This is a genomic window from Legionella bozemanae, from assembly GCF_001648595.1.
GTDB classification, from domain to species: domain Bacteria; phylum Pseudomonadota; class Gammaproteobacteria; order Legionellales; family Legionellaceae; genus Legionella; species Legionella bozemanae.
Genome location: NZ_LBAW01000033.1, coordinates 1 through 14,528, shown reverse-complemented (window position 1 = coordinate 14,528; position 14,528 = coordinate 1). Strand labels below are relative to the sequence as shown.

Genomic DNA, 14,528 nt, shown 5'->3' with positions numbered 1-14,528 from the left:
TGACATGCTAAAAAAAGGAATTATTTTTTTACTGGGATGTTTTGCGAATACGGTACTTTTTGCCTCTACAGTCTCCGTGTTTATCAGCTTTTCCATGCCGGATGCGCTTTTGGAGCAGACCCTGAAAGAAAGCAGCAGGTTACACATTCCTGCATATTTAAATGGGTTGTATCACGATTCAATGAGGGATACTGCACTCAAGGTCATGGAGTTAAGCAAGCAAATCCCCAATTTGAATCTAGCCATTGACCCCACCTTATTTGAGCGTTTTGAGATTCAGCAAGTCCCTGCCCTGGTTGTTGAAGAAGGGAACTCCTTTGATGTGATTTACGGCCATTTAACCCTAAAAGAAGGATTGTTACGAATTGCAGGTCATGGAGATGCCCAATTGTCCATGCAGGATGCTCGGAGGATAAGCGGTGAGTAAGTTCATCTTGATTTTATGTTCTTCTCTATTTATTACCGCGGGATTGGCGCAAACTCCAGCGGATGCATTAAAGGCGCGCGAACAAGCGATGCACGCTTTAAACGGTTTTAGTCCTGCAAGCGTATTGAATGGATACACACAAAATCCTAAGGAGACGAGCCATCTCCCGCAAGAAGGAACGAACACTTTGCCTTCTGCAGGCTTAAACGCACTGTCCCACAATCCGGAGGCTTTAGAGGTTTACCAACACGCAGGAACTCGCACTAAAGGACGCTACAATCCGAATAGCCCTGAGATGCGTTATGCCGAACAATTGCTTGAAAATCCAGAGAGTGCGGTAGATGGTGTTTGCTATAAAGAACCAGGATTCTGTGAATCGACCCAAGAGAGCAAAACCTGCGAAGAAACCGTGGGCTACAAAAATATCTCCTGTGGTGAAGCGCTTAAGGTAACGCTAAAACCACTCACACAAAATTTTACGCGCGAGGTCATGTTCCCTCAAGGAAGTGCAACGTTTCATTTAGCCCAATGTGGCAAACACAACAAAAAATGCAGCAAAGCAAATCTTGCCGAAATAAGCCCTGCGTGTGAAGCATTAAATCTGGTGGTGATGTATCACAATAAAGTGCTGCAAATCATAAAAAATCCTACCTGCAAAGACCCCACAGTGACGGTGTCCTTAGGAAAAATAATTAAGGCACCGATACCGCTTAGGATGACATTGACGCAACAGGTAAGTGAAGAGTCTTGGGTCACGCAAGCCTGCGACAAAAACACCTCAGATACCTGTGTTTTAACGAACACCAATTCATGTCTTGAACCGAATGCCACAAAAATCATGGAGGGCATTGCCATTACCAGACCGTGCTGGGGTCATGCTTCGAATTATCAATGCTCTTACTTAGAAAACAGTTATTGCATGCCTTTGCTTCAGGCCGGCTGTTCGCAAGTGAGTTCCCGGTGTCTTAATGCGTCCAATGGATTATGCACTCGCTTCTTACAAACATTTTCCTGTATGAATCAGGTGTGTTTTCCAGAAAAAACCATTTGTCCTGACAAAATACCCTGCAGCGATGGATCCTGTGACTTGTCTTTTGAGGAAGAAAGTGATGATGCGGCTGAAGGCTTGTCACGCCTAGGGGCTCTTGCTGGTGTGGCATCTGATGTCGCAACCAAGCAAGTTCGCAGTGGGGTGCCTGCGATTTTCACTGGAACAAATTCAACCTGTCGCAAAGTGGTTGCCAATACACGTAATTGTTGTCATGGCAGCTACCAAATGACTCATTGCAGTGACGATGAGAAGCGGCTTGCCAAAGCTAAGGAAGAGGGCAGAGCATACAAAGTAGGAACTTTTTGTGCTTTAAAAAAGCTAGGACTTTGCCTGGAGGAAAAAGAATCATGGTGTGTTTTCCCAACAAAATTGGCTTCCATCCTGCAAATTCAAGGACGTTTTTATCAGTTAGGCATTCACTTTGGTTGGGCAAAAGATGAGGATAATAAAGCCAATTGTCGTGGTATTACTCCAGAAGAACTCGAACGCATTAATTTTTCTGCCTTAGATTTATCTCCTATTACCCAAGAACTCATGAATCGTAAAGTACTGCCAAATGATGGGCAAGTATCTGCGGTCAATCAGTCGCATATCGAGCGTTTAAAACAGATGGGGCGTGCACATGATTAAATGGGGCATTTTACTTTTGATATTCCTTAATTCGCTTAGTGTGCTCGCCGAGAAACCGGTCGGTTTTCTTTGGTACAGCATCGAAAAGGAACAGAAAAAGACAAGACAACCAGTGCCTGGAGGCACTCCCTTTAACCGGCTTAGTTTTACTGAACGCGATGCGGTACTTCGTTTCTATACCATGGAAGCCTTGCATAAAGCACGGTACACCAAAAAGATTGAAGACATGCGTGTTTTTCTGAGCCTTCAAGATTACTGGCTCAATGAGTCAACGCGTTTTAAAACCTTATTTCAAAAAACGATGCTTGCTCATCCCCAATACGATTATACAGTGACTCATCCTACATCGAACATGGGTACTAAAATCACCGATGAAGTACGTGAGTCGCATCGTATAGAAGTAATCACAACTCTCGCCAAATCCCATGGATTATTGTTTTTCTATCGTGGCAAAAGTCCTTATGACCTCAAGCAAATTCCCATTCTTGCTGATTTTTGTCATCGGTTTCGTTTGACTTTAATGGCCATTAGTGTGGATGGGGTGATTTCACCTGAATTCCCTCACTCAAAAATTGACTCAGGGCAAGCAAATCATCTTGGCGTGCATTATTTTCCTGCACTCCTTTTGGTAAACCCACTATCCCGTAAAACAGAGTCCGTGGCGTATGGTTTAACCACGCAGGATGTATTAATGGAGCGACTCGTACAGGTAGCCACTCAGTTTCAAGGAGAACAAGGATGAAAGGACGCTTGATTATTACCGTACTTATTCTGACTATAAGCACATTTACTGTGCACGCAGAAAGTTCCGCATGGTTTACGAAGATTATTGCTTCCAAGGAAGAGGGCTCGCTACAACATACAGTCAAAAAAGAACCCAAAACACAACAGCACGGCTTTTTTAGAGAACATGGACTCATTCTCTTTTATGCAAGCACATGTCCTCATTGCCACCAATTTGCACCCATTCTTAAATCATGGGTTGTGCAGAATGAAGTTGAGGTGCTTCCCTTAGCATTTGACAATCTACCCTTGCCTGAATTTCCAAACTTTTTACCTGCTACTACTGAATGGATTAACGCAGCTTTCCAAGGACAACCCATTAACTATCCTGCATTGTTTGTTGTGAATCCCAAAACAAAGATGCTGTTTCCTGTTGGATTTGGGTCTATGACCCAAGACGAATTAAATTATCGTATGGAGCGCCTCATTCCCAAAATTACATCTTATGAACGCAGGGGAGTGATGCTATGAACAAATTGATAGTAAGCTTTGTGCTGTTGAGTGTGGTTTCATTGACACAGGCTAGTGTTAGCACCGATTTAGATAATTTCTTTAATGGCATTGGCTATGCATCGAATGTAACCTCTCCTGCTGCTTTTGAATCGCAAGCAGCAGGATTTTTTGGTGGAGGCTCTCTTTATGCGCGCAATCAAGTGCGTCAATATCAGCTGGTACAATTGGACTTACCCAGTTACCGTGCAGGATGTGGGGGGATCGATTTATTTACCGGCAGTATGAGTTTTTTAAGCGAACAAAAGCTTGTGGATTTAGGCAAATCAGTGATGACCAATGCCGGCGCTTATGCCGTAGATGTAATGCTGGCATCAACTGTTCCTGAGCTGAAACAAGTTCGAGATTACTTGCAGCAATTGGAACAAATGGCCAATCAAGCGAGCATCAATTCCTGTCAGTTGTCCCAAAATATGGTGGGTGGTGTCTGGCCAAAAACTGCAGAAAGCCAGCAAAAAATCTGTAAAGACCAAGCAGCCATGGGCAAAGAAGGATTATTCAGTGATTACGTCAAAGCACGTATGGTCTGTTCTGGAACTGGTTTTGATAGTGTGATGAGTAAAGCATCGAGCGATCCCGAACGTAAAAAACAGGTAGTGTTAAATAAAAACCTTGTGTGGTCTATTTTACAATCGAAATCGTTTTTAAGTGCTGACCGCGAACTGTCTGAAATGGTGATGAGCCTTACCGGAACGCTGATTATCGATGGCCAAGGTAAAGTAACCAATGTGCCCTCACTTGTGGGCAATGCTGGTTTAATCAACGCACTTATTGGGACTGCCGGTACCCACCAGGCCAAAATATGGCGCTGCAAAGATGCAGAAAGCACCAATGCCTGCTTGCAAGTAAGTCTTCAAGATATTTCCATACCCGAAACCGCAACATTAACCTATAAAGTTCGTGACATTATTCGCACCATCAATACCAAGCTGCTTAATGATGAGAAACCAGGCAATCGTGAATTGAATTTCTTAAGTATGACTTCACTTCCCGTGATGAAATTTTTATCCGTATTAAACAGCATGCGCTATGCAGGCACCACCGTAGATATTGAGGAGTATTCAATGCTGATTGCTCAAGATTTACTGACCAATTACCTCACCGAGCTACTTACGGAAGTCAGTCAAGCTACAGCAGGCTCTGAATTAAACGCTGATTTAGTGAAAGAAATACAAAAACGAATTAATCGAGCTACTACAGTTGTGAGCTCACTCGATCCTAAAGTAGGTCATAAGCTGCAACAAAAATTGGCACTGGTTGAGCGCATGGCACAGATTGAAAAGCAGGTGGCTGCCAGCATGAACAGTGCAGGAGCATAAGAAGATGATAACCATTCATGTGCTTGCAGGTGGCGAACTCGTCCAACATGTGCTTAATGCAGTAACTTCGTTTATGAAACAGGACAGTTTTTTAGGATTACTGCGTATTACTGCACTTATAGGTATCGTTATGGCCACCGTTGGTTATTTAAAAACGAGAAATCCGATGAGCTTTGCCCATTGGTTCTTAGGTTATGTGTTGTTTGTAAATCTCATCCTTTTGCCTAAAACCTCGGTCTTAATCGATGATATTTCTGCCCAAAACCCTAAATTAGTTGATAACGTCCCTGTTGTCTTTGCGTTAAGTGCAAGTCTTGTGACCACCATCGGTTATGGATTAGCGCAAAGTTATGATGCCTTACTTACTATGCCTGATGATTTACAGTACACCCAAACAGGAGCTTTGTTTGGCTCACGCCTTATTCAAGCGGCAACCAGTTTTCGCATCATCGACCCGGTACTTAAAGAAGAGATGAATGAATATTTTCGCGTGTGTGTGGTAGGGGATATTCGCATGAATCGCAAATACTCCGTGGGTGATTTGGCACATTCCACCAATCTCTGGGATTTAATCAGTGCTAAAGCCTCACCCCTTCGCATGCTCGCGGTGAATGGAAACCTTGTCACCTGTGCTGAAGCCTCCAAACCCGACGGACAAACTAGTCTTCGCAAAAAACTGGATAGCGAAATTAAAAAGGCCTATACCTTTTTTGGTGTCAATTTATTTGGCAAACCCAAGGATACAACCTATGAAGCATTGTTCAGTACCCATCTGAAATCTGCTTTTGATTATTATCAGGGGCTTACCGATTCCGCGAGTAATGTCTTTTTACAAAGTATGATGATTAATGCCATGAAAGAAGGCATAGGACAATATCAAGCCTTTACCGATGCTACGGCAGGTGTCGTCAATCAACAGTTCACCAAGTCCCAAGTGCAGCATCGCTGGAGTTGGGAGGTGCTCGGGCAAAAAGCACTTTGGATTTTACCGATTACCCATACGTGTTTGACGCTTTTATTATTTGGAGTGTTCCCTTTAATTATTGCTTTAACTACACTTCCTGGTGGGGTACGAATTTTGTATGGCTATTTGCAATTTTTTATGTCCTTGCAGTTTTGGCCAGTGCTCTTTGCCATTCTCAATGCAGGCATGACCATTTATGGCGCTTCATCCTCAGGCGAATACGGGCAATTTACCATGGTTAATCTCAATCAAATTGATGAGTTGCACGCGGATATTTCTGGTGCCTGCGGTTATTTGATGATGCTCATTCCCTTTTTATCACATGGCTTAGTTTCCAATTTGGGCGGGGCATTTAGCAATCTCGCAACCTCTATGATGAGCCACATGCAAGGCTCGAGCATGTCGGTGGCAGGAGAAGCTGCCGGCGGCTCTTTTGCCCTAGGTCAAACAAGTTTCTATAACACCACGGCCAATAATTTCTCTGCTAACAAACACGATTCCAATTGGAGCCATCTACATGGAATGCAGACCGAGCAATTAGGAAGTGGGGTATTAAAAACCATTTCCGGTAATGGTGAGCGTATTTTTGATGTAAGTCCAGGCATGACCCGAAGTGCAGTTTCCATAAACACTGCCGAAGGTTTAAGTGCCTCACTGAACCAAGCCTATGAAAAATCATCTCAAGCAGCCCTTAATGAAACCAATCATTATCAATCGGCATTATCACGTTTTGCTCATCGTGCAGTGCAACTGTCTCAACTCCAAGGACATGATATGCGCCTAGGTCAAGGAGTTTCTGAAAGTGAATCAAGCCAATACTCCAAAGCGCTCTCAACCTTAAGTCACATAGCCGAAGATGTGGCGCAACGTATGGGAGTAAGCAAGGAAGATGCATTAACTCACTTAACCAGTGGTGGTTGGGGAGCCCATTCAGGCATCAATACCAATCGCAGCATTTTTGGTAAATTAGCTCAATGGGGAACGGGGTTGCATGCAGGAGGGGATGCACATCTTAAATTTGACCGTTCTTCAAGTAGCAGCAATCGTTATCATCAAGGCATGGATGGGAGCTTGTCTTCACGCGAAGCCCAAGATTTTAATAAGGCACTTAATTACGTGCAGCATTTTTCCCAAACCCATCATTTGGATGACAGTCATTCTGAAGCCGCATCACTCTCGAAGCAAATGGGCACTGATTTACGCGAAGCAGAATCAGCAAGCCATAATGTTGATGCCAACCGCTTGGAAGCGGCGCGAATTTCCAAAGCGAAAAGTTTCATTGAGTCGCATTCAGCCCAAGTGAATACGGATTTAAATCAGGCATTTCCTGCCTATGTAACTCAGCGAATTGGAGAAGCGGCTCGCGATGAGCTCTTTGCACGTCCCGGGGATATGCAGGCACTCAATCAACTTCAAAAACTGGGGCATGAGTTTATTGCAGTCAGGCGTGATGAATTAATTGCAGAGTTCGGCACTAAAGAGCAACAAAAAAATGTGGATTCCTTTTATCATCAAGCAAAACAGGGTCTTGAGAGTCGAGAAAACCAGTTAGGTGTAATGTATCGAAAAAACACACACGAACTCGAACACGATGCACATCAACTTAAGCTCGGCATTGATGCAAACAACATGCACACACTACCCAATAACGTGCAGCAAAAAATTAAAGAAGCGCCACAGCATCTTAACCAACAGGAACAGTTGATTCGTAAGGAGCAGCATGATCTAATGGAGAACGAGGTTCAAACAGTACACGAAGGAAAGGTGGACGCACAAAAAAATGTGATTTTAACGGAAAAGCTCCCAAGAACTTGGGGACTGCATACGAAAGGAGAGTAAAATGAACCCAATAGAATTGAAACTCGCACTGGATGAGGATGTCCAACTCATCAATAGTTTAAATCCCGATATTATTCCTGCCCGCTTTTATTATGGAACTTTTTTGAAATTATTTGCCAGTGGGTTTTGGAAAATTTGGCTCATTATCACAGCCACACTGACTTATGCAGGAGTTCATAACCCGTCCAATGAGGCGATTGCGCATGAGGCTGTATCGCAAATTGTCGAAGAGTCCGTGCTTATGGCATTTTTTATGAGTTTAGGCTCCATGCTATTACTCACTCAAGCCTTAAATTTCCGCATTCTTGTGCGTTTTTATTTGGAAGACCGATTAAAAACAGGCCGAATACTGACTCAAAAATTAAAGCACATCGCCTATCTGTTCTTCGGTAGTTTTGCTGTGTTCTGCGCGATGTTTGCAAGTTATGGAGAGTCTGCTGCCATTTTTTTCTTGGTGGGCATAGCATTTTTTGGAAGTCTTGTGATTACCTATTTCGTGGTGAACATGGAAATGAACCGAATTGGGTTAATTCTCATTTTTTCAGTCATACATGAGTTTTTTCAAAAAGGGAAAAAAGGGTACTTAAATTCTTCGATGACCCAATAAAAAACAAAATAACCAATTAACAACCAGAACAACATGCAGTGGTAGCCACTGCTTTGCCTGAAAAAAGGTAGAGGAAGAAACATCATGCAAAATGAGCCTAATTTTAAACACTATACGCGGGGTGGGCAAATCAGTTTCCATAACTTAAGGATGTGGGATCAAATCACTAAATCCTTGGTATTGATTTGTCTGTTTTTATGGGTGGTACTCACGGGGCTTATTATTTGGAGTGTGACCTCTTTTGAAAAACTACACCATGTGTATGCTTATTATTGGGCGCAATTTTTAAATGGTGTGGGTCAAAGTCATGTTTTTCATCTTTCTTTTCATGGCAAAACCTATTTACAAAACGTCCAGCAAATTCTCAATTACCCCTATTACAAAGAAAATGCTTATGAAATAACCCGGCTCATGGGGCAATCCGCATTAGGAGCTTTTGCTGTTGCATTTTTGCTGGGGATAGTGCTTGGTATTTATTTTATTCGCCGAGGTAAGGAACAAAGCAAGCATCAATTCATTCGTGGAAGCAGGATGGATACAACTGAGCAAGTCAGAGCACTCATTTTAAAGGATGGTGTTCATTCAGACATTCACATTGATGGCTTTCCTTTAATCTATGGCAGTGAAGTACAGCATCTATTAGTGCATGGCACAGTAGGTACTGGAAAAAGTCAGCTCATCATGAAGATATTGGATGTCTTACGTGCACGCGGAGATAGAGTTATTATTTATGATAAGGGATGCTCTTTTATCTCCCATTATTTTCAAGAAGAATGCGATGTAGTTTTAAATCCCTTTGATGTACGCTGCCCTAATTGGGATATGTGGGCTGAAGCACCTCGCGATTCTGATTTTGAAAATATGGCAGAAAGCCTTATTCCCATGCATGGGGAATCTGACCCGTTTTGGGTGAATGCAGCGCGAACGGTCTTTGCATCGGTTGCAGCGACCATGCGTCATGACTCCGAACGCTCACTGGACAAACTCTTGCGACTTTTATTAACGGGTGAATTTGCTACTTTGGAAGCTTATGTAGCAGGTACGGCGGCAGCGACTTTAGTCAGTGGGAAAATAGAAAAAACGGCGATTTCCATTCGTTCAGTTATCACCACTTATCTGAAATCCCTGCAGTCTCTATTAGGGCTTGAGCATGAGAATAAGCCTTCATTTTCTATTCGGGATTACATTTTAGATGATCAACGTCAAGGATGGTTTTTTATTTCGTCTAATGGGGAGCAACATAAAACCTTAAAACCGCTGATGTCTATGTGGCTTGCCATGGCATCTCTAACACTTTTAAGTTTAACTCCCGACAGAAATCGACGCATTTGGTTTGTCTGCGATGAGTTACCCAGTTTGCATAAACTGCCTTTATTGGGTGAGACCATAGCTGAGGTACGCAAATTTGGTGGCTGCTTTCTTTTAGGGATGCAAAGCTTTGCTCAGCTCACCAAAGTATATGGACAAAGCGGGGCGCGCGAGCTTTTTGATTTGCTCAATACGCGTTTTTTCTTTCGCAGTCCAAGCAGTGATATGGCGCGTCTTGTCGCTCAGGAACTCGGCGAAGAAGAAATCGAGGAGTCACGGGAAAATTATTCCTATGGCGCGAACAGTATTCGTGATGGGATTTCTTTAGGAAGCCAGCGAGTAACGCGTCCCATTGTTGCTTATTCAGAGCTTATGGAGCTTCAGGATTTGCATTGTTTCGTACGGCTTCCTGGTCCTTATCCGGTCACCCAGTTATCCCTTAAGCTCAATCAACGTCCGAAACACTGTTCTGGTTATATCGAGCGCACGATTCCTGAAGCGTTGAACAGAGAAGAAACAGTAGAAACTAACCCCAAGTTGATAAACCAAAAGGGTGAAGAACTCGTTCAAAAGAACAAAAAATCTCATTTAATTGAATACATGGATTAAGCCTATGCTCAGTGTACAACCCTTAAAATCAGCTCAAGGAGCCGCAGACTATTATACTGCAGCATTTAACTATTACACTGGTGATGCCACAGCCATGCAGTGGCTGGGAAAAGCAGCCGAACATTTAAAGTTAAGCGGCATGGTTGAAAAAGAAGAGATGCTAGCACTTTTAGAAGGAGCCTTACCTAATGGCCAAAAACTGCAAAATCGCCAAGGGGTACATCGCCCAGGTTTTGATATGACCTTTTCAGCCCCTAAAAGCGTTTCACTGCTGGTGGGACTTGGAGTAGCACCAGAGCTGATTTCTTTTCATGACCAAGCAGTTCAGTATGCCATTTCGCAAATTGAGAAAGAGTTTTCCCAAACACGAAGTGTTCGTGATGAAGCGATTATTTTTGAGAAGACGGATAATTTATGTGTTGCTGCGTTTAGGCAACCCAGTTCGCGTGCCAACGACCCGGCACTACACACTCATTGTGTCACGATGAATCTTACCTTTCACAATGGAAAATTTAAGTCCTTAGCAAGTGACCCCTCAAGAAACAAAGGAGTGCTCGAGCAAATCCAAAATAATGCACATTATTGTGGTTTAATTTATCGACAGCACTTAGCTAATTCCTTAAAAGAAGCCGGATTTTCTCTTCGTTTGAGCGGAGATGGGTTATTTGAAATTGATGGGATTCCAGAGGATGTGTTACGCGCGTTTTCCAGAAGAAGGGGGGAGATTGAAGCGCATTTAAGCGAGAAGGGCTGGTCAGGGGCTAAAAGTGCTTCGGCAGCTAATTTGCTTACTCGCCAGAATAAGGAAGAGCAGGATATTCATGTACTGAAGCAAGAATGGCAGGAACGAGCTCATACATTGGGGTTTGATGCACATGAATTTTTAAAAAATCGGAATCAACAACTTGAGACAAACAGTTTCTTTTCTGCACTTAAAGAAAAAGTACATAACCTAATCAATCACTTTAAAAAACAAAATACCTCAGAACTTGATGCTGCACGTGCCTGTGTGCATGTTGCTGTTGAAAGGCTAAGCCAACGCACTGCTTTTTTTAGTGAGCGCCAACTCCTGACAGAATCCATGAAACACAGCTTAATTGCACCTCAATCGATTACACAAAAGGAGCTTCTTGCAGCCATTGAGCAGGAAAACAAAGCACAAACACTTTATGAAGCCAAATGTCCGGAAACCCAACAAACGGTGTATACCACCCCGTGGCTTTTAACCCTTGAGGCAGAAACAATTGCGCGGATTGAACACAATAAAGGAGTGGTTCCTGCAATTGCTTCACGCCAACACATAAAGTCTTTTCAACAAAAACGGGCAAGCTATTTAATCTATCCTATGACCCAGTCACAAAAACAGTCGATGATTGCGTTACTTACTTCCCAAGACCGTTTTAGCGCCATTCAAGGTTTTGCAGGAGTTGCAAAAACCTCGATGCTTGCAGAAGCCAAGACTTTAATTGAAGAGAAAGGCTATATGCTACGAGGAATTACCGTTGCAAGCTCTGCAGCGCACGAATTACAGACTAAAGCAGGTATTCGTACCGATGTTTTTCCAATTGTACATCAAGAATTAAAAGAAGCTCCGACGGGTTCTTTATTTAAAACGCTCTTTATAGTCGATGAAGCCTCCATGCTTTCTTCTCACCAAGGTCATGAGCTGTTGAAGCAAATTGAACGCACCGGTGCGCGTCTTATATTGGTAGGGGATAAAGCGCAACTCCCCAGTGTGAACACAGGGCGTATTTTTAGCCTTGCCCAAGACTATGGCATTGAAACATCGGTAATGGATGAAATTGTACGGCAGCAAAATCAAAAAGCTAAAGAAGCAGTGATTTGTGCTACGAAAGGGGATGTTCAAGGTGCAATAGAAAGGCTTAATGTGCAAATACTACCTACATATGAAAAGCGAATCCAATGGATTGCAGAGCATTGGCTGTCTTTATCACCAAAGCAACGCGATGAAACACTTTTATTTGCACCAACCCATGCTAATAGGAAAGCCATTACTCAAATTCTTCGAGGAGGTTTAAAACAAGAAAGCAGTTTAAACGGAGATGCTCTTATTCAAAAAGTTTTGCATCCCAAATCCATTGAAGCGGTACAGCAACGATTTGTTTCTTACTACCAGAAAGGAGATGTTGTACGTTTTAATCAAAACTTTAACAAGGGTATTAAGCAGGGAGCTTATTTTACTGTAGGGCAAATGACCAAAAAGCATTATAGGGATAATGTACTTCTTTTGATTAATACGGAGGGAAAATCTTTCAACTTTCCTCTTAAAAATCTTCCTGCTTATAAAACCCATAGCGGTCCTTTTGAGCGCATTATTGAATTGTATCAAGCCAAGGAATTGGAGCTTCTTAAAGGCGATAAAGTGATGTGGACGCGCAATTTTAAAGAATTAGATCTTCGCAATGGGCAATGCGCCAAAGTGCATGAAATCAAAGAACATGACATTGTGTTTAAAAATCAAGAAGGAGCAATTTTTAGTATTCAAAAAGCGCATCCAGCCTTAAACCATCTTGATTACAGTTATGTTCTTACTAATTACAAAGTTCAAGGAAAAGACGCGCCTTATGGAATTGGCCTTATGGAATCCTATCACCGCTTTAGTGCGACCATGAAAAATTTTTATGTACAAATTTCCAGGGCTATTCATGGAATGACTTTGGTGACGGACAATAAAGAGCAATTGGTTCAGGCGATTCAAAAAAACTCAGATGAAAAGCGTGCTTCACTGGATGTGATTTCTAGTCACAAATTAAATCAACATGTATCGCGTTTTACACATAATCATCAATTTTCCATTAAGCCGGCTATTGATAAAAAGATTCAATTTGAATTGCAAAATGAACGAATAAACTCATTGAGACAATTAAATAAAATTGAGGAGCTCTCTTTCACTAAAGATGAGAGTGGCAAAGTATTTATTGAAAAAACCAAAAATTTTATCAAAGAATTAGAGCTATAAATTGGAGAAAGCCATGTCACGATTAACGATTTCATTGTCTGATAATCTACACAACCGTATTTCATCACTAGCGGCGCAGTATGATGATTCCATGTCGAGTATAATTAATCAATTAATTCATATTGGTATGCAACATTGGAATGAGAGGCAGCAAGGCCCCAATTTAATTGAACAACATTGCCAACAATTAATTATTCAGATGAATGCATTAATTAAAAATATGTCTGTAGAACTACTTAAGTTTACTCAAGATGATTTTGAACAGTTACAAAAGGCAGCTATGGGAAAATTTACTGAATTAAAAGAAGGCTAACAAAATGTCTTTCCAATTCAAGGAGTTTGAGTTGGAAAATTATCCTTAAAGCGTAGCAAAAGATTTAAAAAGTCAATTTCTTGAAACCTGGTCATTTCATTTTTTATGGACTATGGAAATAGTTCTTTAATAGGTATTACATAGAGCTACTAAAGTCTTTGAGTTTAAAATGACTATAAATAGACATCCTAACTTATTAATTATTTTGACAAAAGGGTATTAGGCTAATCATGCATGGGTATTGTATGGAAATATTTTCTATAAAGTGAGAGAAATATTCCGTTGTCTTGAATTTTTGTTATTGCAGTGTTTACACCATTTATTCGGGGCAAAGAGCCAAGTTTTGCCATAATTCCATAGCCTATCCCAATTGCAAAGGGTTTACCAATTCCTTTAAAGGAAGACGGATTATTGCTCACCCAATAATCAGTGGAAAAATCATCCATTAAGATGCTGTCCACATGTTTTTGATTTAACGCACTTAATAATTGTTCGGTAGTTGGGTATTCTTTGATAATAGCTTGGGGTAAGTATTGATTTATCCAATGTCTAAAGACTGCGCCCGTAGTGATTCCTATCGTTTTATTTGCCAATTGCTTTATTGTCTTTATTTTACTGTTCTTTCGTATGATAAAACTTCCTTGACTGCTTAAGTAGGGGAGGCTAAAAAGAAATTGGTGTTGTCTTTCATTGGTAATGGTAATGGCTGCAATAGCTAGATCAATATTTCCCTTGTTGATTTCGCTAAAAAGTGCATTGAAGACCATTGGCTTAAATTGGCACTCTACGTTCATTTCTTGGCAGATAGAACTCATCAGCTCAATATCAAATCCAAAATAATGACTCGTGCTGGCCTGCAAGGCAAACGGTGGATCATTATTAACTATGCCGATGATTAACGGCTGGGCCTTAACTGGAAGTGTGAGTAATAAAAAAAGAAGGGATAAAAAACGAGTCATATAAGTTTAATTATAATTATTCATGGGAAATGAGCCAAATTTTGGCTACTTTCTCCCTGCGATATCAGTTATTATGATTAAAGTAGCATGCTGCAAACGTACAGGGCAAATAAAAATTAATAATCCATGGTGTACAATAAGTTAAATGGGGATGAGAGAAGGAAGGGAATGCGTTTTTTCATTAAATTATCAATGACACTGTTGCTAGGCTTTATGTTTGCGGAAGTGC

11 protein-coding genes are annotated in these 14,528 nt (G+C 41.6%); 10 read left to right on the top strand and 1 reads right to left on the bottom strand.

What is annotated here, in order from left to right; all coding sequences use genetic code 11:
* The first annotated feature begins 4 nt into the window (after positions 1–4).
* The 10 genes from trbC (at position 5) to A8O27_RS19150 (ending at position 13,340) form a co-directional block, all read left to right on the top strand.
* Positions 5–427, top strand: a complete 423-nt coding sequence (gene trbC / locus A8O27_RS16565; protein ID WP_058461026.1) for a type-F conjugative transfer system pilin assembly protein TrbC — start codon at positions 5–7, stop codon at positions 425–427.
* Positions 420–2,108 (top strand): conjugal transfer protein TraN, encoded by a 1,689-nt coding sequence (gene traN / locus A8O27_RS16560; protein ID WP_058461027.1) that lies wholly within the window; start codon positions 420–422, stop codon positions 2,106–2,108. The genes trbC and traN overlap by 8 nt, the downstream gene beginning before the upstream one ends.
* A complete protein-coding gene (gene traF, locus A8O27_RS16555) occupies positions 2,101–2,850 on the top strand; it encodes a type-F conjugative transfer system pilin assembly protein TraF (protein WP_058461028.1) in 750 nt (249 codons plus the stop codon). The genes traN and traF overlap by 8 nt, the downstream gene beginning before the upstream one ends.
* Positions 2,847–3,362 carry a type-F conjugative transfer system pilin assembly thiol-disulfide isomerase TrbB gene (gene trbB / locus A8O27_RS16550; RefSeq protein ID WP_058461029.1) on the top strand — a complete coding sequence of 172 codons (516 nt, stop codon included), beginning with the start codon at positions 2,847–2,849 and terminating at the stop codon, positions 3,360–3,362. Before traF ends, trbB begins: the two co-directional genes overlap by 4 nt.
* Entirely contained in the window at positions 3,359–4,720 is a 1,362-nt protein-coding gene (locus tag A8O27_RS16545) for a conjugal transfer protein TraH (protein WP_058461030.1), read from the top strand. The genes trbB and A8O27_RS16545 overlap by 4 nt, the downstream gene beginning before the upstream one ends.
* 4 nt (positions 4,721–4,724) lie before the next feature.
* Positions 4,725–7,523 carry a conjugal transfer mating-pair stabilization protein TraG gene (gene traG / locus A8O27_RS16540; protein WP_058461031.1) on the top strand — a complete coding sequence of 933 codons (2,799 nt, stop codon included), beginning with the start codon at positions 4,725–4,727 and terminating at the stop codon, positions 7,521–7,523.
* 1 nt (position 7,524) lies between these two features.
* Complete coding sequence (locus tag A8O27_RS16535) at positions 7,525–8,130, top strand: hypothetical protein (protein ID WP_058461032.1); 606 nt, start codon at positions 7,525–7,527, stop codon at positions 8,128–8,130.
* Positions 8,131–8,214: 84 nt separating this feature from the next.
* The gene (gene traD, locus A8O27_RS16530; RefSeq protein WP_058461033.1) at positions 8,215–10,047 is read left to right on the top strand and encodes a type IV conjugative transfer system coupling protein TraD; all 1,833 of its coding nucleotides are present in this window, start codon (positions 8,215–8,217) and stop codon (positions 10,045–10,047) included.
* A 4-nt stretch (positions 10,048–10,051) separates the two neighbouring features.
* Positions 10,052–13,027, top strand: a complete 2,976-nt coding sequence (gene mobF / locus A8O27_RS16525; protein ID WP_058461034.1) for a MobF family relaxase — start codon at positions 10,052–10,054, stop codon at positions 13,025–13,027.
* A gap of 13 nt (positions 13,028–13,040) precedes the next feature.
* The gene (locus tag A8O27_RS19150; protein ID WP_058461035.1) at positions 13,041–13,340 is read left to right on the top strand and encodes a hypothetical protein; all 300 of its coding nucleotides are present in this window, start codon (positions 13,041–13,043) and stop codon (positions 13,338–13,340) included.
* A 224-nt stretch (positions 13,341–13,564) separates the two neighbouring features.
* Here A8O27_RS19150 and A8O27_RS16515 read toward each other — a convergent pair whose 3' ends face one another.
* Positions 13,565–14,299 (bottom strand): transporter substrate-binding domain-containing protein, encoded by a 735-nt coding sequence (locus A8O27_RS16515; RefSeq protein WP_082642511.1) that lies wholly within the window; start codon positions 14,297–14,299, stop codon positions 13,565–13,567.
* Between the last annotated feature and the right edge of the window lie 229 nt (positions 14,300–14,528).